This window comes from Actinoplanes sp. NPDC021490 (assembly GCF_055562135.1).
The window spans coordinates 1-23434 of the sequence record NZ_JBVHFW010000009.1 but is presented as its reverse complement, the minus strand read 5'-3'; the positions used below and the strand labels follow the sequence as shown (position 1 = coordinate 23434).

The 23434-nt window shown below is 74.3% G+C and carries 6 protein-coding genes and 2 pseudogenes; 4 read left to right on the top strand and 4 right to left on the bottom strand.

The window, feature by feature from the left end; translation table 11 throughout:
* Positions 1 to 3: 3 nt before the first annotated feature.
* Genes ACZ3I4_RS23410 through ACZ3I4_RS23395 form a run of 4 tightly spaced genes read right to left on the bottom strand, consistent with a single transcriptional unit; the run spans position 4 to position 6882 of the window.
* A complete protein-coding gene (locus ACZ3I4_RS23410) occupies positions 4 to 1572 on the bottom strand; it encodes a SagB family peptide dehydrogenase (RefSeq protein WP_465384125.1) in 1569 nt (522 codons plus the stop codon).
* 12 nt (positions 1573 to 1584) lie between these two features.
* A complete protein-coding gene (locus tag ACZ3I4_RS23405; protein ID WP_465384124.1) occupies positions 1585 to 3537 on the bottom strand; it encodes a TOMM precursor leader peptide-binding protein in 1953 nt (650 codons plus the stop codon).
* Positions 3527 to 5725: a TOMM precursor leader peptide-binding protein gene (locus ACZ3I4_RS23400; RefSeq protein WP_465384123.1), complete on the bottom strand. Its 2199-nt coding sequence runs from the start codon at positions 5723 to 5725 to the stop codon at positions 3527 to 3529. The genes ACZ3I4_RS23405 and ACZ3I4_RS23400 overlap by 11 nt, the downstream gene beginning before the upstream one ends.
* Positions 5722 to 6882: an AfsR/SARP family transcriptional regulator gene (locus ACZ3I4_RS23395; RefSeq protein ID WP_465384122.1), complete on the bottom strand. Its 1161-nt coding sequence runs from the start codon at positions 6880 to 6882 to the stop codon at positions 5722 to 5724. The genes ACZ3I4_RS23400 and ACZ3I4_RS23395 overlap by 4 nt, the downstream gene beginning before the upstream one ends.
* 284 nt (positions 6883 to 7166) lie before the next feature.
* Here ACZ3I4_RS23395 and ACZ3I4_RS23390 point away from each other — a divergent pair, with 284 nt between their 5' ends.
* From ACZ3I4_RS23390 to ACZ3I4_RS23375, 4 genes and pseudogenes are all read left to right on the top strand, one after another.
* A complete protein-coding gene (locus ACZ3I4_RS23390; protein ID WP_465384121.1) occupies positions 7167 to 7373 on the top strand; it encodes a thiazolylpeptide-type bacteriocin in 207 nt (68 codons plus the stop codon).
* Between the two features lie 287 nt (positions 7374 to 7660).
* Positions 7661 to 7975 (top strand): hypothetical protein, encoded by a 315-nt coding sequence (locus ACZ3I4_RS23385; RefSeq protein ID WP_465384120.1) that lies wholly within the window; start codon positions 7661 to 7663, stop codon positions 7973 to 7975.
* A 141-nt stretch (positions 7976 to 8116) separates the two neighbouring features.
* Positions 8117 to 21577: pseudogene (locus tag ACZ3I4_RS23380) on the top strand (SDR family NAD(P)-dependent oxidoreductase); the annotation flags it as partial.
* A gap of 46 nt (positions 21578 to 21623) precedes the next feature.
* Positions 21624 to 23434: pseudogene (locus tag ACZ3I4_RS23375) on the top strand (type I polyketide synthase); the annotation flags it as partial.

Sequence of the window (23434 nt, the reverse complement as noted above, 5' to 3'; positions counted from 1 at the left end):
GGCTCACACCATCTCGTAGCGGAAGTTGGCGATGCCGGGCCGATCGTGGCCGAGCATCATGATCAGCAGAGGGGTCTCGCCGGTCTGCTCCAGCGAAAGCTCCTCGTGGTACGACGCCGCGTCGAAGCCGAGCGCCACACCGCAGCCGAGCCCCATCGCCGCTGCGGCCAGATAGAACCGCTGCGAGGTGGCCCCGACGGTCGCGTTGACCAGGCGGTAGCCGCGGTCGCCGACGGCGTCGAGGACCGCGCCGACCCGGATCGCGGGCACCACGACGGCGCCGCACAGGTCGACGTTGTAGTTGGTCAGGAAGTAGTTGCGTTGCAGGAACGGGCCCGGGGGGCCGTACTTGAGCGGGGTCAGCGCGTTCGGGCCGGCGTCGTAGCGGTAGACGCCGGGCCGGAAACCCTCGACGTTGTTGACGAACACGTACAGCCGGCCCAGCGTGACGCCCTCGGCACCGGTGTCACCGACGGACGGCAGCGCCGCCCGCAGGCCCGTGGCGAGCTGAGCGGCAGTGATCGGGCGCCCGGCGGTGAAGCGGCCGAAACTGCTGCGCCGCCCGATCAGGGTGCGACCGGCGTCGGCGTCCAGCGGCAGCGGCGCGGGCAGGGGAAATGATTCGGCCGGCGGGGTCCCGGGAGCCCGTACGGCTTGGCGCAGCCGGTCGGCGTCCGGGCGGTCCGGGCTGGAGGCGGCCGTCGCGCGTTGCATCCCGACGACGGCGTCGAAGCGGACGACCTCCCGGGACTGCTCGCGCTCGGTCCGGCGTACGACGGGCTCGGGGAACTCGGTCTTGATCTCGGACGCGGGGGAGCCGGCCCGCCGGCGCAGCGGGACGACCGCGAACAGCCCCTCGTCGGTGGGGTCGAGGCCCAGCAGCCCGGCCAGGCCGGTCTCGTCGAACCACAACTCGGGACTGAGGTCGTAGCCGTGGGCGCGGCACCAGAACCGCCAGGTCTCGACGACCGTGCCGACGTCCATGGTGACCGCGTGGAACGAGAAACTGTTGTACTTGAAGGCGTTCTGCCAGTACTTGACCCCGACGATCAGGAACTGGTCGGCGTCCTCCGCACCGCCGACAGCCGCCCTCACCCGCCCGGCCACATCCCCCGTGAGCAACTGCTGCACCGCGTGGTGCCCGGGGTGGTAGTGGTAGACGCCCGGCGGCAGGTCCGCGCCCGCCCCGGCGACCAGATAGACCGACGCCGGATAGAGCCCGCCGCCCGACGCGGTTCCCCGGTGCCAGATCGCGTTCGGGTACGGCCAGAGGTCCGAGCCCGGGTTGGCCGACACCGCGAGCCGCCGGCCCAGCAGGCCGTACGAGTAACGCAGCATCGTGCCCAGGGCGTCCAGCGACAGGTCGCCGCCGGTCGCCGCGTCGCCGTACAGGCCACGCTCGACGGTCGCCCCGCCGGCGGTGACGTCCTGGCCCAGCGGGTAGCGGACGCCGCCCACGTACTGCTTCCAGCGTCGCGGCTGGTCGCCCCAGTTCGGGGTGAAGCCGATCGGCTCCATCAGGACGCGGTTGCGGTTGAGGATGTCGGTCGCGTATTTCTGAGCTTCACTCATTTCCAGCTCCTCTCAGGGGAAGGGATGCGGCACGAGGTGCAGGCCGGCCCGGGTCAGGTCCTCCTCGCGCCGCCCGGCCTCGCGATGGGCGGTGCGCAGCCGGGGCATGTGCAGGGCGCGTTGCCGCCGCCAGCCGAAATCGATCGGCAGCAGCCCGGGCACAAGCACGCTGACCGTGTGCAGATCCCACCGCCGCTGCTGGGGCATCGTCTGGTCGACCACGATGACGTCGAAGCCCCGGGCCGCCACCTCGCCGACCACCGACGCCAGCTGCGCGGACAGGTCGGCCGAACGCGGGATCGCCGAGGCCAGGTCGTCCACGGGCCGGCCGGGCCCGGGCTGGGCGAGAAAGTCCGCGTGGGCCGCCATCTCCGGCACGGCGAAGGCGATCGGGTGGTCCTTGAGGCTGATCACCCGGTCGAAGTCGCCGGCCATCGCCGCGAACGCCGGCTCGTCCTCGGCCAGCCGCCGCCGCAGCTTGGTCGCGTCGGTGGCGATCTCGCAGAGCGCGGCCCGGGCCGCCGCGGCCGGGTCCAGGCTCGCCCCCGCCCCGAAGCACACCGTGCCGGGCCCGCCGTCCGGCCGGTACGCCATCGCGCCCACCACCGGCACGTCGAACGTGACACGCAGATCGAGCAGGCGGGTCTCGTAGCCGTACAGCCGCAGCCGGTCGATCATCTGCCGGGACGCGCGGCCGGGCAGCGAGGCCGGGTCGATCGCCGGCGCCGGGGTGCCGGTGTACCACATGAGCAGGAACGCGTCCCGCTCGATCACCTCCATCAGTCCGAAGTAGGCGGCCTCGGCGAGCGAACCGCCCGACGCGCAGCCGTTGGAGTTGTCCTGCACGAAGCGGTCGTCCATCGAGGTGCCGCCGTGGTAGTAGACGAGCAGTTCGGGCACGAGCACCGGCCGGTCGTCGCGCAGCGAATGCCCCCACACCCACGGCATGCGCAGGCCCGGGTGGTAGCGGACGGCCTGCGGGTTGACCTCGTGGAACTCCTCGCCGTAGAGCCCGCACGAGGCCGGGTCGACCGCGTTCTCCCCCAGTTCCTCGTACGAGGCGTGGACGGCCGTGCGGCGAGCGAGGGGACGCATCCCGGCGAACCGCTCCAGCCCCTCGAAGACGCCGACCCGGGCGCTGAACTCGTACGAGTCGGCGTGCCCGCCCCAGTAGAGCTCCTGCAGATAGTTGCCGCCCCGCCCGGCGAACACCCCGCTGACCGCGGCCGTGGTGACCGACGCGTAGTCCAGGTACGTGTGCACGCCGAGCGCCCCGCACACCGGGTTGGTGAAGGCGTCCTGCGGAAGGGCGTACGAGGCGATCGGCCGGTGCCGGAACTGCTCACCCGGCGCCGCCCCGACCGGCCCCAGCGTGAGCCGGGCCGCGTCCGCGCTGTCCCCGGCCGGTGCGGCGCATCGCCGGCACCCGTCGTCGGGCAGCATCGGATAGCCCTGGACGCGCAGGGTCGCCGCGTCGAGCTGATACACCGTGGCCAGCCCCTCGGCGGCCGGCGGCGCCGTGCCCAGCCCGGCCACCAGCGCGGCCAGCGTGTCGGCCAGGAACGGGGTCAGCAGCGGCGACCGCCCGACGGAAGTGACCGGGCCGCCCCGCTCCAGGGCCTCCCGCAGCGCGGTGGTGCGGATCGTCTGCCAGCGGGTGGCCAGGCACCGCGCGCAACCGCCGACCGGCCCGGCCAGCACGTACCGGCCGTCGAAGGCCACCGGCAGCCCCGGTGTCTCGGGGCCGGTGGCCCGCAGCTCGTCGCGGACCCCGAGGGCGGTGACGCCGACCCGGACGGTCTCGCCGAGCCCCGCGAGCGCCGCGTTGGTCGCTGTCTGCAGCCAGGCGGCGTCCCGCTGCCAGGGCTCCCCGTCCTCCGCCGCGGCCACCCCGACGTGCGGCGCGGTCAGGGTGCCGGTCCGGGCCAGCCAGGCGGTGTGCGCGGCGGACCGGTTACCGGCCATCGTCGGCCTTGCGGTGCAGCACCTTGACGACGTGCAGGCCGCCGGAGGCCAGGTCGGGCGCGGGCACGGCCACCGCCAGCAGGTCCTCGCCGCTCTCGCGCAGCGCCTCGGTGACGGCGTCCCACGTCGTGGTGGCCTCGGCCCGGACCGGACCCGAGCCACTGACCACGACGGCGCCCGGGTCGAAGCCGGGAACGATCGGGTCACCCTGGTCGACCGGGCCGGGCCGCTCGAGCCGGACCTGCGCCTGACCCACCACGTCGCGCAGGGCGGCGATCGCGGCGTCCAGCCACCGCAACTGTCCGGAGACGGCCCAGATCGGCTGCTCCTCGCCGGCCACGGTGGCCCGGGCCAGCACAACCGACGGCCGGCGCGGATCCTCGGGGGAGACGTCCAGCAACTCCACCGAGGCGCCGACGTTGGCCGCGCTGCGCACGAGGAACGCCAGCTCCGGACCGGGCACGCCGGCCAGGCCGACCAGCCTCGCCGTCCCGCCCCGCAGCAGCGCGTCGACCGCGGTGTAGGTCAGCGCGGAGAGCGCCGCGTTCGCCGTGGCCCGGCCGGGGGTGAGCCCCGCCCCGGTGCCGGCGGTCGTGGGCACGAAGCGGCGGGCGTGGTTGGCGTCCGAACGCGACCGGACGGCCGCCCCGGGCACGGCGACCTCGCCGCCGCCGGTGAGCGAGGACGCGGCGACGGCCCCGGCCGGCACGGCGTCGGTGGTCAGGCCGCTCCACGTGGCCAGCGATGAGGCGGCGACGACCGCGGCCGTGAGCGGCGCGGCGGGTGGCAGCGGCACGACGGCGTCGACGTAGACGGCGGCCGCCGCGCTCAGCGCCGACAGCCGGGCGTTGGCCAGGTTGTGCAGGTCGAACGCCGCGACCTCGCGGAACACGCCGGGAGCGGTGGGGAACCGGACGGTGCTGACCTTCAGCGGCGACTGGGTCCACGGCTCGTCGGTGAACTCGTGGAACACGCCGGCCCGCGGGTCCACCAGGGTGGTGCGCTCGTTGAGCTCGGCCAGCAGGGCGTCGGCCACGTCGCCGTCCTGCGCGTCGTCCACGCTGAACCGCGGCGCGGGCGCACCGGCGGGCAGCCGCGGGACCGCCGGGGCGTCGACGGTGTGCCCGCAGGCAGGGTGCGGCTGGATCGCGGCCGAGGTGGCGCTGAGCGTCTCGGAATCCTGCAGGACGACCCGCCCGGCGGTGTCGGCCGGCAGCACCTCGGTGATGACCCGGAACGCCTCGAACGCCAGCAGGTTGCCGACCATCGCGGCGAGCGGGCCGGAAGCGGCCGGCGACGGCGCCAGGGCGAGTTGAGGGTTGGCCACGCCGCTCCAGAATCCGGCCGCGACCGGCTCGCCGATGCCCCAGCTGAGCCGCAGCGCCGCGCACCACCAGCAGACAGCGGAGCCGGCCGAGGCCAGGGGGCCGACGACGTTGACGGCGCCGATCGGCCACATCGGCAGCAACCGGGTGCCCTCGGGGACGGGACCGGAGGCGAGCAGCGCGGTGAGCTGCCGGGGGCCGCGGTCGTCGGCGACGATGACGAGGTCGCTGCCGGCCAGGTCGCCCCACGTCAGGGCGGCCGGCTGGGGGACGAGGGTGAGGGTGGCGGGGCAACCGCTTCCGGTCAGCGTGCCCGCCTCGGCGACGGCGGCGCTGAAGTCGGCGTGCGGCCCGGCCGGGGTCAGGACCCGTACGGTGGAAGCGCCGTTGCGGACGAGCCCGAGAGCACACCACGCAGCCGTCTCACCCGCACCGACAACGGTGATCGAGCTCGTGCGGAAGCGGGCGAAGCGCGACGCGGCCCGGCCGGCGTAGTGGTCGACATAGGCGATCTGCTCGGCGAAGCGGCCCGCGACCGCCTCGTCCAGCACCACTCCCTGCTCGCGGTCCTCGGCGACGTCGCGGGCGAAGCCCTGTTCGGTCAGCATCCGCACCAGCTCGCCGACCATCGCGCGCTGACCGGCGCCGAGCGCGGACAGCAGGTCGCCCAGCCGGTGCTCGCCGTTGAGGAACGGCAGAACCAGGGTGGCCAGCTTGTAGGCGCTGGAACCGTTGAGGTGGAACCCGCCCGACGCGTTGTGGAACAGCACGCCGTCGGGGGTCTCGGTGTAGAGGACGTCGCGGCGGACCCGGGGCCAGGTCTGTGCGAGCGTGTCAGTGGGCGGAACGGCAGTTTCGGTCACCTGGGGGCTCCTGTCGTCTCAGATGGGGTGGTCGCTGTCGGTTTGGATGGACCAGCGGCGAACAGCGAGGTCAGCCGGCGCACCAGCTCTTGCATGTCGTACTGGCCCTGGCGGCTGAGCAGGAATCCGTGCGCGGTCAGCGCATCGAGCAACCGGCGGGCCGGTTTCTGCTCCACGCCCAGCACAGCGGCGGCCTGGCCGACCGACAGCGGGTACGACTGGACCGACTGGGCGAGCTGGATGAGCGTGGTGCGCAGCTCGAACGGCAGCGAGTCCAGCCACCGCTGGTAGGTCTGGCGCAGCTCCTCGGTCAGCGTCGCCGCCGCCTCGGCGCCCGAATCGGCGGTGGCCGGTGCGCGGACGGTGAGGGTGGACGGGGTGACGGCCTCCTCGCCGCGCAGGATCGACTGTTCCAGCCGCTGCAGCGACAGGCTGGGCTCCAGCCCCAGCTCGTCGCGCAGATGGGTCTTGATGCTGCGGCACTCGTCGAGGGCGTCGCTGCGCCGGCCGGCCCGGTACAGCGACTCCACCAGCAGCTCGGCGAACCGCTCGTGCCCCCGATGGGTCAGGGCTACGCGGCGCAGCTCGGGCAGGGTCTGACGTTCCCGGCCGAGCATCAGGCAGATCTCGAACCGGCGTTCGGCGGCCCGGATCCACTCGTCGGTCAGCCGCGGCACCTCGTCGCGGTGGATCACGTCCGAGTCGACGTTGGCCAGGGGGTCCCCGGTCCACAGCGACAAGGCGTGCTCGATGATCTTCAGCTCGGTCCGCGGATCCGAGGTGTGGCTCGAGTCCAGCCACAGGGAACGGAAATGCAGAAGGTCCAGATTGGTGGAATCGACGTTCACGCGATAACCGTTGGAGACGCATTCCACCAGATCGTCGGGCAGATCGTATTTTGAGAACAGCAGGCGCAGCCGGCGGACGCAGGTCTGCAGCGCCGACCGTGACGAATACGGCGCCTCGTCGCCCCAGACGGCCCGCGTGAGCTGGCCCGCCGAGACGACCTCGTTCGCCCTGAGCAGCAGCTTCGACAGCAGCGAAGTGGTCCTCGCGGCGGGCAGGGTGACCCGCACCCGGCCGTCGCCGATCGCCAGCGGACCCAGGACGTGCAACGACAATGTGGTCTGCCGGAAATGCTCCACAGCGGTCGTCATCTCATTGATCGCCGACATGGCGTGGTACATCGGAAATGGTTCAGCCCCCGCATGAAACCTCCTTGAAGAGAATTCATTCAGCGATTTCAAGGTAGGTCTCGATCGTCCGGGGCACCTCCCCTAACCCACTGGGGCCGCGCCCCTATGGAACAGGGGTAGGGGTGCGCACGGCCGCGACAGCGGGATGACAGTGCGGTGCCGTGTCCGTGACGGCCGGCTTCTGTCTACTGAGCGGGACACAAACGCCGGACCCCGGCACAGCGGGGGTCGAGAAGGGAAATCTCATGAACAACGTGGACAACGCTCAGACGGTGCTCGTCGACCTCGCGAACGAAATCTCGAAGCTCGAGTCGGAGACCTTCGAAATCGCCGACTACACGGACGCCAGTGAGGTCATGCTGGCCGGCTCGACCTCGACCTCCAGCACCTCGACCTCGAGCAGCTGCTGCTCCTGCACCAGCTGCTCCAGCTCCAGCACGAGCTGCTTCTGATCCATCCCCGCTCGGCTCCCCACGGCTGCGGCTCCTTCTGGAAGCGCCGCTGAAACCGAATACCGCGATCGCCCTGCACCCCTGCACATGGGGGTACAGGGCGATTGTTCGTTTTCGGACTTTCCCGCTGTTCGCAGGCGGTGAACCCCCTGCCCGGCCTGCTTTCACCCCAGAACGCCGCAGCGGCCATGGTGCGGCGGATACCGGCGGCGCTAGCTTCGAATCCGTCGCCGGTCTCAGATCAGCGGAAGGCTCTACCTTTCATTTCACTGGAGGAGTGTTCGGCCATGACCTATCGATTTTCGCTCATTCTGAACCGAGAAGTGACCGACTCGGAAACGGTCGCGGTGAAGGAGGCGAGCCGGGCGGACATGTCGTTCATCAGCGACACCCTTCCGACCAACGCCGAGGTTCCGGTCACCCGTATCGATTTCGAGGACGCCGCCGCGGGCACGCTGGCCGAGGCCATCGAGGACGGCTTCACGGTCGTCAAGTCCATCCCGGAGCTGTCCATCCCCGGCCTGCGCGTGCCGGCCCAGCCCGCCGTCCCGGCCGCCGCCGAGGAGGAGGCCGGCAAGGAAAAGGCCGAGGCGACTTCCTGATCCGTTCCGCGGCGATTACCGGCGCGGAACCGAAGACGGGGCCGGATGTGCGAGTCCCCCGGACATCCGGCCCTACCCCTTTCCTGAAGCATTTACGGGCAGCAAATCACTTCCAATCTTAATTGGGGAGATGGGACCTCGATGGCTGACGAACAGCAGCTTCGCGACTACCTCAAGGTCGTGACTGCCGCATTGCGCGACACTCGCGCGGAACTGCGGTCGCTCAGGCACGAACCCATCGCCGTCGTCGGCATGGGCTGCCGCTATCCCGGTGGCGCCGACACGCCCGAGGCGCTGTGGCGGCTCGTCGCGGACGGCGCCGACGCGATCGCCGGCTTCCCGGCCGACCGCGGGTGGGACATCACCGGCCTCTACGAGACCGGCGACCAGCCCGGATCCACCACCCGCGAGGGCGGTTTCCTCTACGACGCGGCCGACTTCGACGCCGCCTTCTTCGGCATCAGCCCCCGCGAGGCGCTGGCCATGGACCCGCACCAGCGGCTGCTGCTGGAAACCTCGTGGGAGGCCGTGGAGCGCGCCGGAATCGACCCGGCCACCCTCCGCGGCTCCCGCACCGGCGTGTTCGCCGGGGTCTACTCGTCGGCCGCCGCGTACGGCAGCGGCGACCACTTCGACTTCGAGCAGGCCGCCGACCATCTGCTCACCGGCACCGCGAACAGCGTGCTGTCGGGCCGCATCTCGTTCACCCTCGGCCTGGTCGGACCGGCCGTCACCGTGGACACTGCCTGCTCCTCCTCCCTCGTCGCGCTGCACCTGGCCGTGCAGGCGCTGCGGGCCGGGGAATGCGAGCTGGCCCTGGCCGGCGGGGCCACCGTGATGTCCTCGCCGCTGCTTTTCCAGCAGTTCTCGCGGCAGCGCGGCCTGGCCGCCGACGGCCGCTGCAAGCCCTTCTCGGCCGGCGCCGACGGCACGGGCTGGGGTGAGGGCGCGGGCATGGTGGCGCTGGAACGGCTCTCCGACGCCCGGCGCAACGGGCACCCCATCCTGGCGGTGATCCGTGGCAGCGCGGTCAACCAGGACGGCGCCTCCAACGGGCTCACCGCCCCGAACGGTCCCGCCCAGCGCACAGTCATCCGCGGCGCGCTCGAGAACGCCGAACTGACGGCGGCCGACGTGGACGCGGTCGAGGCCCACGGGACGGGCACCACGCTGGGCGACCCGATCGAGGCGGGGGCGCTCCTCGACACGTACGGGCAAGCCGAAGGCCGGACCGGGGACGCGCCGCTGTGGCTGGGCTCGGTCAAGTCGAACATCGGGCACACCCAAGCCGCGGCCGGGGTGGCCGGTCTCATCAAGATGGTGATGGCGCTGCGCCACGGTGTGCTGCCCCGCACCCTGCACGCCGATCGTCCGTCCGAGCACGTCAACTGGACATCCGGGCACGTCCGCCTGATTAACGAGGACGTCGCCTGGCCGCCGCGCGAGGACGAGCGTCCCCGCCGGGCGGCCGTGTCGGCGTTCGGCATCAGCGGCACCAACGCCCACCTGGTGATCGAGGAAGCGCCGCAGCCCCAGGCTCTTCCCGCGCCGGACGGGGAGGCCGTGCTGCCCGGCGCGGTCGCCTACGTCCTGTCCGGCCGCACCCCGGCCGCCTTGGCCGCCCAGGCCCGTAAACTCGCCGACGCCGAGGCCGGTCCCGCGGCGGTCGCCTGGTCGCTGGCCACCACCCGCACCGCGTTCGAGCACCGCGCCGTGGTGCTGGACGACGCCGCCCTGGCCGCCCTGGCCGCCGGGGAACCGAGCGCCGACGTGGTCACCGGCGAGGCCCGCCCCGAGACCCGCACGGTCTTCGTCTTCCCCGGACAGGGCTCGCAGTGGATCAACATGGGCCGCGACCTGGAGTCCCCGGTCTTCCGGGCCCGCCTGCGGGAGTGCGCCACCGCCCTTTCCCCGTACGTGGAATGGCAGTTGGACGACGTCCTCCAAGGCCGGCACGGGTTCGAGGCGGCCGACGTGGTGCAACCCGCCCTCTGGGCCGTGATGGTCTCGCTGGCCGCGGTCTGGGAAGCGGCCGGGGTCGAGCCGGACGCCGTGATCGGCCACTCGCAGGGCGAGATCGCCGCGGCCGTCGTCGCCGGCAGCCTCTCGCTCGACGACGGGGCCAGGGTGGTCGCGCTGCGCAGCCGCATCCTGACCGCGCTGGCCGGGCGGGGCGGCATGATGGCCGTCGAGGCGAGCCCCGGCACCGTCCGCGGATGGCTGGCGCCGTACGGGAACCGGCTCTCGATCGCCGTCGTCAACGGCCCGACGGCCACGGTCGTCGCGGGCGACCCCGACGCCCTGACCGAGCTCGCGGCCGAGCACCCCGGCGTCCGCACCCGGATCCTGCCGGTCGACTACGCCTCGCACAGCGCGCACGTCGACGAGCTGCGCGACCGGATCCTCGACGCCCTCGACGGCATCGAACCCCGGACCGCCCGCGTGCCGATGATCTCCACCCGGAGCGGGGAGTGGCTCGACGGCGCTGAGCTCGGCCCCGGCTACTGGTATGCCGGCCTGCGCGAGACCGTCGAGTTCGCCCGGGCCGTGCGAACCCTGGGCGAGGACGGCTACAACACCTTCATCGAGGTCTCCCCGCACCCGGTGCTGACCATGCCGATCGGCGAGGAACTGGCCGACCGCGACCCCGTGGTCGTCGGCACCCTACGCCGCGACGACGGCGGCCCCCGCCGGCTGCTTGCCTCCCTGGGTGAGGCCTACGTGCACGGCGCGCCGGTCGACTGGGCGGCCGTGCTGCCCCGGGCCGAGCGGGTCGACCTGCCCACGTACGCCTTCCAGCGCACCCGTTTCTGGCCGCGCAGCGTGACGCCCGCCCGGCCCGCCGTCAGCGCCGACACCTGGCGCTACCGCACGGCCTGGGAACCGCTCGGTCCGGCCACCACCCCGGTCCTGTCCGGCACCTGGCTCATCATCACGCGGGACGGCACCGACCCCGACCCGTACTTCCGGGCCCTGGCCGCCTGCGGCGCCGAACCGGTGGTGCTCGGCACCGACGCGATCGGCCGCTCCGCGGTCGTCGCCGACCTGACCGCCGAACTCGCCGCGGCCTTCCCCGACGGACCGGTCGAACCGGCCGGCGTGCTGTCGCTGCTCGCCCTGAACAGCCGCCCGCTGCCCGGGCTTCCGGTCGTCCCGCACGGCACCGCCGCCACCCTGGCCCTCGTGCAGGCGCTGGGCGACCTCGGCCTCGGCGCTCCGCTGTGGACGGTCACCCGCAAGGCCGTGTCGGTCACCCCCGACGACGCCCCGCCGGTGCCGCTGCAGGCGCAGATCTGGGGTCTCGGCCGGGTCGCCGCCCTGGAATACCCGAACCGCTGGGGTGGCGTCATCGACCTGCCCGCCGAGCTCGACGATCACACCGCCGAGCGGCTGGCCGCCGTCCTCGTCGACGGAACCGAGGACCAGGTCGCCCTGCGCCGCGCCGGAGCGTTCGCGCGCCGGCTGGAACGCGCCCCCGCCACGGCCGGACCCGGCCGGGCCTGGTCACCGCGCGGCACCGTGCTCGTCACCGGCGGCACCGGCTCGATCGGCCCCCACCTGACCCGATGGCTGGCCGGGCGCGGCGCCCCGCGCGTGCTGCTGCCCACCCGCTCGGGACCGCACGCGGGCCTGGCCGCCCAGGCCGCCTCTGTCGCGCAGGCCGGCACCGCGGTCGAGATCATGGCTTGCGACATCGCCGACCGCGCCGCGCTGGGCGGGCTGCTGGCCCACGCCGCCGGCATCGGCCCGCGCCTGACCACCGTGGTGCACGCGGCCAACGTCTTCCACCTGACCCGCCTCGAGGACACCGACGTGACCGGGCTGGCCGGATCGCTGGCGGCCAAGGCCACCGGCGCCGACAACCTCGACGAGCTGGTCACCTACGCCGACGAGTTCATCCTGTTCTCGTCGATCGCCGCCGCCTGGGGCAGCGCCGAGCACGGCGCCTACGCCGCCGCCAACGCCCACCTGGACGCGCTGGCCGAGCGGCGCAACGCCCGCGGTGCCACCGCCATCTCGCTCGGCTGGGGCGTCTGGGACACCCGCGACTGGACCGTGCCGGACGCCTTCGGCCCGAACTCCCCGGCGACGATCACGGGGGACAGCCTCAAGCGCCAGGGCACCAGGTTCCTGCCGCCCGGCCCGGCGCTGGAGGCGATGGGCCGGGTGCTCGCCGAGGGAGCCGGGTCCTACCTGGCCCTGGCCGACATCGCCTGGGCCGACTTCGCGCCGGTCTTCACCGCCGCCCGCCGCAGCGCCCTGCTCGAGCGCATCCCCGAGGCCCACGGCGCCCTGGACGACACCACCTGCGCCGCCGGCTCCCTGGCCGAGACGGCGAACGTCACCGAGACCCCGGCCGGTGACTTCGCCGCCAAACTGGCCGCCGTGGCCGGCCCCGGACGTGACCGCCTGGCCACCGACCTGGTGCGCACCCACGCCGCCGCCGTCCTCGGCCACCGCGACGCCCAAGAGGTCGCCGGCAGCCGCGCCTTCCGCGACCTCGGCTTCGACTCGCTCACCGCCGTCGAGCTGCGCAAGCGGCTGGCCGCGGCCACCGGTCTGCGGCTCAAGTCGTCGATCGTCTTCGACCACCCCACCCCGGCCGCTCTCGGCGCCCACCTGGCCGCCACCGTGCTCGGCACCGGGACGGCCGCGCCGGCCACACCGATCACCCGGGTGGTCGCGGCCGACCCGGACGAGCCGCTGGCCATCGTCGGCATCGGCTGCCGGTTCCCCGGCGGGGTCGCCACCCCCGGCGAGTACTGGGACCTGCTGGCCGCGGGGACCGACGTGATCGGGCCCCTGCCCACCGACCGCGGCTGGGACCCGAGCCTCTATCACCCCGACCCCGACCGCCAGGGCCGCACGGTCACCCGGGCCGGTGGCTTCCTGCACGACGCCCCGCTGTTCGACGCCGCATTCTTCGGCATCAACCCGCGCGAGGCGCTGGCCATGGACCCGCAGCAGCGCCTGCTCCTGGAGACGTCGTGGGAGGCCCTGGAACGGGCCGGGATAGCCCCCGAGACGCTGCGCGGCAGCCCCGTCGGCGTGTTCGCCGGCGCCACCCTGACCGGCTACGGCGCCGGGCTTTCCGACGGCGACCCGGCGGCCGAGGGCTACCTGGTCACCGGCCACTCCAGCAGCATCATCTCCGGCCGCGTCGCGTACGCCCTGGGTCTGGAGGGACCGGCCGTCACCATCGACACCGCCTGCTCGTCCGCTCTGGTCGCCCTGCACCTGGCCGGGCAGGCCCTGCGGCACGGCGAATGCGACCTGGCCCTGGTCGGCGGCGTGATGGTGATGTCCACGCCCAGCCAGCTCGTCGGCTTCTCGCGGCAGCGCGGCCTGGCCGAGGACGGACGCTGCCGGCCGTTCGCGGCGGGCGCCGGCGGCATGGGCCTGTCCGAGGGGGCGGCCACCATCGCCGTCGAACGCCTCTCCGACGCCCGCCGCCTCGGCCACACCGTGCTCGCCGTCGTCCGCGGAAGCGCCATCAACCAGGACGGCGCCTCCAACGGCCTGACCGCCCCCAACGGCCTGTCCCAGCAACGCGTGATCCGGGCCGCCCTGGACGCCGCGGGACTGACCCCCGACCAGGTCGACGCGGTCGAGGCGCACGGCACCGGCACCCCGCTGGGCGACCCGGTCGAGGCGCACGCCCTGCTGGCCACCTACGGCCAGGACCGGCCGGCCGACCGTCCGATGTGGCTGGGCTCGGCCAAGTCGAACATCGGGCACACGCAGACCGCCGCCGGCTTGGCCGGACTCATCAAGATGGTGCTGGCCATGCGGCACGGGGTGCTGCCCCGCACGCTGCACGCCGACGAGCCCTCGCACGAGATCGACTGGGAGTCGGGCGGCGTACGCCTGCTGACCGAGCAGCGGCCCTGGACCACCCGGGCCGGCGCGCCGCGCCGCGCGGGCGTCTCCGCCTTCGGCATGAGCGGCACCAACGTGCACGTCCTGATCGAGGAACCGGCCGCGGCGCCGGCCGACGTCCCCGCCTCCAGCCCGGTGCTGCTGACCCCGCACACCGCCTGGCCGGTCACCGCCCGCGGAAGCGACGCGCTGCCCGCCCAGATCGGCCGGCTGCGCGAGTTCGCCCTGACCCCCGGCGCGCCCGGCGACGCCGAGATCGCCTGGTCGCTGGCCACCACCCGCAGCGCCTTCGACCACCGCGCGGTCGTCGTCGGCCCGGACACGATCCTCGGGGAGAGCGCCGCCCGCGACGGCCGCACCGTCTTCGTCTTCCCCGGCCAGGGCAGCCAGTGGGTGGGCATGGGCCGGGACCTGCTCCTCGAGTCCCCGGTGTTCGCCGCCCGCTTCTACGAGTGCGCCCAGGCGCTGCGCCCGCATGTCGGCTGGGACCCGTACGAGATCCTGGCCGGCGACGACCTGGACGACGCGGCGGTCATGCAGCCCGTGCTGTGGGCCGTGATGGTGTCGCTGGCCGCCGTCTGGGAGGCCGCGGGCGTCCACCCCGACGTCGTGACCGGCCACTCCCAGGGCGAGATCGCCGCGGCCACCGTGGCCGGGATCCTTACCGTCTCCGACGCCGCCCGGGTCGTGGCCGTCCGGGCCCAGGCGCTGACCGGGCTGGGCGTCGAGGGCGGCATGCTCTCGGTCGTCATGCCGGTCGCCGCCGTGCGCGAGCTGCTCGAGCCCTTCGGCGACCGGCTCGCCGTGGCCGCCGTCAACTCGCCCGCCGCGACCGTGGTCTCCGGTGAACCGGAGGCGCTGTCCGAGTTCGAGCGGGTGCTGCGCAAGCGCAAGGCGATGCGCTGGCGGGTACCGGTGACCGACTTCGTGGCCCACTCGAAGCTGTGCGAGCCGCTGGAGACGACGCTGCCGGGCCTGCTGGCCGGGATCGAGCCGCGGCCGGGGCAGGTGCCGTTCTTCTCCACCGTGCACGGACGCGTCATCGACGGCACCGAGCTCGGCCCGCAGTACTGGTACGCCAACGTGCGCAGCACCGTCCGCTTCGCCGAGGCCGTCGAGGCCCTGGCCCTGACCGGGCACCACACCTTCCTCGAGGTCTCGGCCGCCCCGACGCTGCTGACCGCGGTCGAGGAGGTGCTGCCCTCGCCGACCGTGATCGAGACACTCCGCCGCGACGACGGCGGGGCCGAGCGGCTGCTGCGCTCGTTCGGGGCCGCGTACGTCCACGGGCTGCCGCTCGACTGGACCGCCGTGCTGCCCGCCACCCGCCGGGCCGACCTGCCCACGTACGCCTTCCAGCACCAGCGCTTCTGGCCGTCGGCCCCGTCGGCCCCGGTCGCCGCGGCCGAGCCGGTCGACCCCACCGACGACTGGCGGTTCGTCATCGAGTGGGCGCACGCACCCGAGCCCGCCCCCGTTCAGCTCGCCGGCCCGTGGCTGGTTCTCGCCGCCGCCGGGCAGCCCGAGCACCCGGCCGTGGCCGCGCTGGCCGAGCGGGGCGCCCGGGTCGTCACCGTCGAGCTGGACACCGCCGAGCCCGTCCGCGCTGCTTACGCCGCCGCGCTGGGCGATGCCCGGCCGGTGGGCGTGGTCTCGCTTCTGGCCCTCGACACCGAGCCGATCGCCCCGCAATCCACCGTCAGCCGCGGGCTCGCCGCCACCCTGACCGCGGTGCAGGCCCTCGGCGACACCGGCATCGACGCCCCGCTCTGGGTGCTCACCGCCGGCGCCGTCACCACCGACCCCGGCACCTCGGCGTCCGACCCGCGGCAGGCTCCCGTCTGGGCCCTCGGCCGTACGGTCGCCGCCGAGCACCCGGACCGCTGGGGCGGCCTGATCGACCTCCCGTCGCGGTTCGACGACCGCACCGCCGCCCGCCTGGTGGCCGTGCTGGCCGCCCGCGACGACAACGAACTGGCGCTGCGCCCCGGCGGGGTCCGCCGCCGCCGGCTCGCCCACGCCCCCAAGCCGCCGCGCCCGGCCGACCGGCAGCGGCTGACCCCGCGCGGCACCGTGCTGGTCACCGGCGGCACCGGCCACATCGGCGGCCACGCGGCCCGCTGGCTCACCGCGGAGCGCGGCGCCCGCCACCTCGTGCTGACCAGCCGCTCCGGCCCGTCCGCGGCCGGTACCGCGGCGCTCGTGGCCGGCCTGGCCGCCCTCGGAGCCACGGTGGACGTCGTTGCCTGCGACACCGCCGACCGCGCGGCCCTGGCCGCCGTGCTCGACCGCATCGCCGCCACCGGCCCGCAACTGTCGACAGTGCTGCACGCGGCCGGCGCCCTCGACGACGGGGTCCTCGACCGCCTCGACGCGGCCCGGCTGTCCAGCACGTTCGACGGCAAGGCCGGCGGCGCGGCCGCCCTCGACGAACTCACCGACGGCCTCGACCTGGACGCCTTCATCCTCTGCTCCTCGATCTCGGCCACCTTCGGCAACGGCGGCCAGGGCAACTACGCCGCCGCCAACGCCTACCTCGACGCGCTGGCCGAGCAGCGCCGCCTGCGCGGCCGGCCCGCCACCTCGCTGGCCTGGGGCCCGTGGGCCGGCGGCGGCGTCGGCCAGGCCAGCGAGGGCGCCCGCCGCCGGCTGGCCCGCAACAAGTGGGAAGTCCTGATGGAGCCCGGGGACGCCGTACGGGCCCTGGCCGCCGCCGTCGAGGACCCCGACCCGCGCCTGGCCGTGCTGTCGGTGATGGCCGTCGACTTCGCCGCGATGGCCACCGCCCGCGGCCCCGAGCAGCTGCGCCACGCGCCCCTGATGCGCGACATGCCGGAGATCCAGGCGGCCGATCCGGTCGCGGCGGCTCCGGTGACCCTCGACCTGCTGGCCCTGGTGCGCGAGGAGGCCGCCACCGTCATGGGTTACGCCTCGGCCACGGTCGTCGAGCCCGGACGCGCGTTCAGCGAACTCGGCCTCGACTCGCTGACCTCGGTCGAGCTGCGCAACCGGCTCAGCACCGCTACCGGCCTCACCCTGCCCGCCACGCTCCTCTTCGACTACCCCGACCCGGAAACCCTCGCCGCCTACCTGCAATCCCAGGTCAGCGGGGTCGTCACACCGGTCGCCACCGCGTCCGCCGCCGTCGCCGGTGTCTCGGACGATCCGATCGCGATCGTCTCGATGGGCTGCCGGCTGCCCGGCGACATCCACACTCCCGAACAGCTGTGGGAGCTGCTCGACGCGGGCCGCGACGCCATCACCGGCCTGCCCACCGACCGCGGCTGGGACCTCCACGCGCTCTACGGCCCCGACCCGGCCCCCGGCAAGCTCTACGCCCGCGGCGGCGGGTTCCTGCACGAGGCGGCCGAGTTCGACGCCGGCTTCTTCGGCATCAGCCCGCGCGAGGCCCTCACCATGGATCCACAGCAGCGCCTGCTGCTCGAGGTCGTGTGGGAGACCCTGGAACGCGGTGGCATCGACCCGGCCACCCTGCGCGGCAGCCGTACGGGGGTGTTCGTCGGCGCCTTCGGTTCCGGCTACGACCACCTGACCGAGAGCGGCGACGGCCAAGCCATGATCGGCACGGCCACCAGCGTGCTCTCCGGCCGGGTGTCCTACCTGCTCGGGCTCGAAGGTCCCGCCTTCACCGTCGACACCGCCTGTTCCTCGTCGCTGGTCGCGCTGCACTCGGCGGCCCAGGCGCTGCGGGCCGGCGAATGTGATCTGGCCCTGGTCGGCGGCGTCACCGTGATGTCCACCCCGCGCGACCTGGTCGGCTTCTCGCAACAGCGCGGGCTGGCGGCCGACGGGCGGTGCAAGGCGTTCGGCACCGGCGCCGACGGCATGGGCATGGCCGAGGGCGTGGGCGTGCTGGCGGTCGAGCGGCTCTCCGACGCCCACCGCCAGGGGCACAAAGTCCTTGCCCTCGTACGGGGGAGCGCCGTCAACTCCGACGGCGCCTCCAACGGCCTCACCGCGCCCAACGGCCCGTCCCAGCAGCGGGTCATCCGCGCCGCCCTGGACAGCGCCCGCCTCGCCCCCTCCGACGTGGACGCGGCCGAGGCCCACGGCACGGGCACCGCGCTGGGCGACCCGATCGAGGCGCAGGCGCTGCTGGCCACCTACGGCCAGGACCGCCCGGCCGACCGGCCGCTGTGGCTGGGATCGGTGAAGTCGAACCTCGGCCACACCCAGGCCGCGGCCGGTGTCACCGGAATCATGAAGACCGTCCTGGCCCTGCGCCACGAGGTGCTGCCGCGCACGCTGCACGCCGAAACCCCCTCGCCGCACGTCGACTGGGCCTCGGGCCACGTCGCGCTGCTGCAGGAGCCGGTCCCGTGGGCGCCGCGGGCCGACCGTCCGCGCCGGGCCGGTGTCTCCAGCTTCGGCGTGAGCGGCACCAACGCCCACGTCATCATCGAGGAGCCCCCGGCGTTCGAGGCCGCCTCCGCCCCGGCCACGCCGCTGCTCACCGAGGGTCCGGTGGCCTGGCCGGTCACGGCGCGCAGCAGTCAGGCGCTGGCGGGCCAGGCCGGCCGGCTGCGCGAGTTCGTGCTCGCCCGCCCGGCTCTGGCGCCGGCCGACGTGGCGTGGTCGCTGGCCACGACGCGGTCCGTGTTCGAGCACCGCGCGGTGGTCATCGGCGGCGATCCCGCAAGCCTGGCCGCCGTGGCCACCGGGCAGCCCGGCGACGGCGTGGTGACCGGATCCGTGGCTCCCGGCGGCATCGGCCGCACGGTGTTCGTCTTCTCCGGGCACGGCAGTCAATGGATCGGCATGGGACGCGAGCTGGCCGAGATGTCACCGGTGTTCCGCGACCGCCTGGCCGAATGCGCCGAAGCCCTTTCCCCGTACGTGCCCTGGCAGCTGGACGACGTGCTGGCCGGCCACCACGACTTCAAGGCGGCCGACGTGCTGCAGCCCGCGGTCTGGGCCGTCTCGGTCGCCCTGGCCGCGGTCTGGCAGGCGGCCGGGATCCGGCCGGACGCGGTCGTCGGGCACTCGCTCGGCGAGATCGCCGCAGCCACCGTCGCCGGCGCTCTGACGCTCGAGGACGGGGCCAGGGTGGCCGCCCTGCGCGCCCAGGCCCTGCGCACCCTCGACGGGCGCGGCGGGATGCTGTCGGTGGCCGAGTCGGCCGACGTGGTCCGCCAGTGGCTGACCGGCTTCGAAGGACGCCTCTCGCTGGCCACGGTCAACGGGCCGCGCTCGTCGGTGGTCTCGGGCGATCCGGGCGCGCTCGACGAGTTCGCCGCGGCCTGCCCCGCCACCTGCCGCACCACGCGGGTTCCCATCGACTACGCCTCACACAGCGGCCAGGTCGAGGAGTTGCGCGACCGGATCCACACGTCACTGGCCGGGATCGAACCCGGCCCGGTCGAGGTGCCGATGCTGTCGGCCTTCACCGGCCGGTGGCTCGCCGGCCCCGAACTGGACGCCGACTACTGGTACGCCAGCCTGCGCGGCACGGTCGAGTTCGAGGCGGCCGTCCGCACCCTGGGCGAGGCCGGGTTCGGCGCGTTCGTCGAGGTCTCCGGGCATCCGGCGCTGATCGGCTCGATCGGCGACACGCTCGGCGGCGCGGCCCTCCTCACCGGCACGCTGCGCCGCAACGACGGTGGCCCGCGCCGGCTGCTGACCTCGCTGGCCACCGCGTACGTCGGCGGTCTGCCGGTCGACTGGGCCGCCGTGGCCGGTTCCGGCACGACGATCGACCTTCCCACGTACGCCTTCCAGCGCACCCACTTCTGGCCGGAGGCTCCGCGCCCGGCCGCCCTCGCCGCCGTCGACGCGCTGACCGACCTGCGTTACCGCATCACCTGGACCCGCGTCACCGACCGGCCGGCGGCCCTCTCCGGCACGTGGCTGCTGGTCGGCGCGGACACCGCCCCCGGAACCGCTGCGCTGGTCACGCGGGCCCTGACCGAGCACGGCGCGACCACGGTCGGCGATCCGGCCGACGCCGGTGAACCGCTCGCCGGGGTGGTGTCGCTGCTGGCCCTCGACGAGAGCCCGGACCGCGGGCACCCGACGATGACCCGCGGCGTCGCCACCACACTCGACCTCATCCAGGGACTCGGCACCGACGCCCCGCTCTGGGTGCTGACCAGCGGCGCCGTCGCCACCACGCCCGGCGAGGTGGTGAGCCCGGCCCAGGCGCAGATCTGGGGCCTGGGCCGCGTCGCCGGTCTCGAACACCCCTCCCGCTGGGGCGGGCTGATCGACCTGCCCGCCGGTGACTGGTCCCCGAACACCGCGACCCAACTGGCCGCCCTTCTCTCCGGCGCGGTCGGCGAAGACCAGACGGCGCTGCGTCCGCAGGGCATCCTGGCCCGCCGCCTGGTGCGGGCGGGCGCCCCCGCCTCCCGCGATGTGCGGCCCGGCCGGGGCACGGTGCTCGTCACCGGTGGCACCGGCGCGATCGGGGCCGAGGTGGGCCGCTGGTTCGCCGGTCGCGGCGCCGACCGCATCGTGCTGGCCGGATCCGAACCGCTGACCGCCGACGTGGCCCGCCTGGCCGCCGACGTCGCCGCGTACGGCACCGAGCTGGCCATCGCCGCCTGCGACACCACCCGGCGCGACGAGGTGTCCGGACTGCTGCGGCAGCTCGCCGGCGACGGCGGCCCCGAGCTGCGCAGCGTCGTCCACGCCGTCGGAGTCGGGCAGGCCACCGCGGTCGCCGACACCACCGCCGACGAGCTCGCCGCCGTGGCCGGAGCCCGCGCGGCCGGCGCCCGCTGGCTCGACGAGCTGACCACCGACCTCGACCTCGACGACTTCGTCCTGTTCTCGTCGGTCGCCGCCACCTGGGGCAGCGCCCTGGTGCCGGGCTACGCGATGGGCAGCGCCTTCGTCGACGCCCTGGCCGAGCAGCGCCGGGCCAACGGCAAGGTCGCCACCTCGATCGCCTGGGGTCCCTGGGCGGCCGGCGCGACCGCCCAGTCCTCGGTGCGGCACGGGCTCGGCGTCCTCGACCCGCAGATCGCCGTGCGGGCCCTGGGCCAGGCCATGGACGGCGGTGACGCGCTGGTGACGATCGCCGACGTGGACTGGCGGACCTTCGCCCCCGCGTTCACGATGCACCGCCCGAGCCCCTTGCTGGCCGACCTGCCCGAGGCGGCCGCCCCGGCCGCCCCCGCGACCGGCGACATCCCCGAGTTCGCCCGGGCTCTCACCGCCCTGCCCGCCGCGCGCCGACCGGCCGCGGCGACCGAGCTGGTGCGCCGGGAAGCGGCCCGGGTGCTGTCCCACGACAACGCGGGGGAGATCGACGCCGAACGGGCCTTCCGCGACCTCGGCTTCGACTCGCTGACCGCCATCGAGCTGCGCAACCGGCTCACCGCGGTCACCGGGGCCGAGCTGCCGTCCACCGTGGTCTTCGAACACCCGACGCCGGCCGACCTGGCCGCGCATCTGCTGCAGGCCATCGGCCTCGGCCCGGAATCGGTGCTCGACGACCTCGACCGGCTCGACGCCTCGCTCTCCGGGCTGCTCGAGCGGCTCGGCGGGGACGTGACCGCTGACGAGGACGAGGCGGTCGCTTTGCGGCTGGCCGGGCTCGCCGTCAAGTGGCAGCGGCTGCGCGGGGCTTCGGCCGATGGGGTCTCCGGTCGTCCCACCAGCGCTTCTGACCGTCCCACCGATGTCTCTGATCGTCTCGCCGACGCCGATGACGACGAGGTCTTCGACCTTCTCGGCAAGGAGTTCGGCATCCAATGACCGCCCGATCGAGCACCCAATCGAGCACCCCGAGGTGGACCGCGTGAGCGAGGACAAGCTCCGATACTTCTTGAAGCGCGTCACGGCCGAGCTGCAGGAGAGCCGCGAGCGCGTCCGTGAGCTGGAGTCGGTGACCGGCGAGCCGATCGCGGTCGTCGGCATGGGCTGCCGCTACCCCGGCGACGTCCGCACCCCGGCCGCCTTGTGGAACCTGGTCGCCGGCGGGGTCGACGCCATCGGCGACTTCCCGGCCGACCGCGGCTGGGACCCGGGCGGAGCGGCCATCCACGGCTACGAGACCCGGGGCGGATTCCTGCCCGAGGCGGCCGAGTTCGACGCCGGCTTCTTCGGCATCAGCCCGCGCGAGGCCGTGGCCATGGACCCGCAGCAGCGCATCGTCATGGAGATCGCCTGGGAGACGCTGGAGCGGGCCGGGTTCGACCCGCAGACGCTGCGCGGCTCCCGCACCGGCGTGTTCGTCGGCGCCAGCGCCTCCGGCTACGACTGGTACGCCCGCGAGAACGGCCACGACGAGGGCCACCTGGTGACCGGCAGCGCGATCAGCGTGCTCTCCGGCCGGGTCTCGTACGCGCTGGGCCTCAACGGCCCCGCGGTCTCGGTCGACACGGCCTGCTCGTCGTCGCTGGCCGCCGTGCACCTGGCCGCCCGCGCGCTGCGGGCCGGCGAGTGCACACTGGCCCTGGCCGGCGGCGTGATGGTCATGTCCACCCCGGTGATGTTCGCCGACTTCGCCCGCCAGCAGGGACTGGCCGCCGACGGGCGCTGCAAGGCCTTCGGCGAGGACGCCGACGGCACCGGCTGGGGCGAGGGCGCGGGCCTGCTGCTGCTCGAGCGGCTGTCCGACGCCGAGCGCCACGGCCACCAGGTGCTGGCGGTCATCCGGGGCAGCGCGATGAACCAGGACGGCGCCTCCAACGGGCTGACCGCCCCCAGCGGCCCCGCCCAGCGCCGGGTGATCCGGGCCGCGCTGGCCGACGCCCGCCTGGACGCCACTGACGTGGACGCGGTCGAGGCGCACGGCACCGGCACGTCGCTCGGTGACCCGATCGAGGCCGGGGCGCTGCTGGCCACGTACGGGCAGGGCCGGGACGACGACCGCCCGCTGTGGCTGGGGTCGCTCAAGTCGAACATCGGGCACGCTCAGCAGGCGGCCGGGGTCGGCGGGGTCATCAAGATGGTGATGGCCCTGCGGGACGGCCTGCTCCCGCGCACGCTGCACGCGTCGAACCCGTCCACCCACGTCAACTGGACGTCCGGTCACGTGCGGCTCCTGCAGGACCCCGTGGACTGGCCGGCCGGCGACCGCACGCGGCGCGCGGGCGTCTCGGCGTTCGGCGCCAGCGGCACCAACGTCCACGTGATCCTGGAGGAGGCCCCCTCCGCGTCCGAGGCGCCGCCTGCGGGTGCGGCTGCCGCTTCGCCGGCCTCCGGGCGCCCGGCTTCCATCCGGCGCCCGTCGGCGGTTTCGGCGCCGATCCTGTCCGCTCCCGTCCCGGCGTTCGTGCTGTCGGCCCGCAGCGCCGAGGCCCTCGCCGATCAGGCCGGACGGCTGCGCGAGCACATCGTCGCCCACCCCGGGCTGGACACCGGTGACGTGGCCTGGTCGCTCGCGACCACCCGGACCCGGTTCGAACACCGCGCGGTCGTGCTCGGCTGTGATCCGGCCGGGCTCGCCGCGGTCGCGACCGGTCAGCCTGCCACCGGTGTCATCACCGGACCGCCGGTCTCCGGCCGCGCGATCTTCGTCTTCCCGGGTCAGGGCAGTCAGTGGATCGGTATGGGTCGCGAGCTGGCCGAGATGTCACCGGTGTTCCGGGCGCGGCTGTCCGAGTGCGC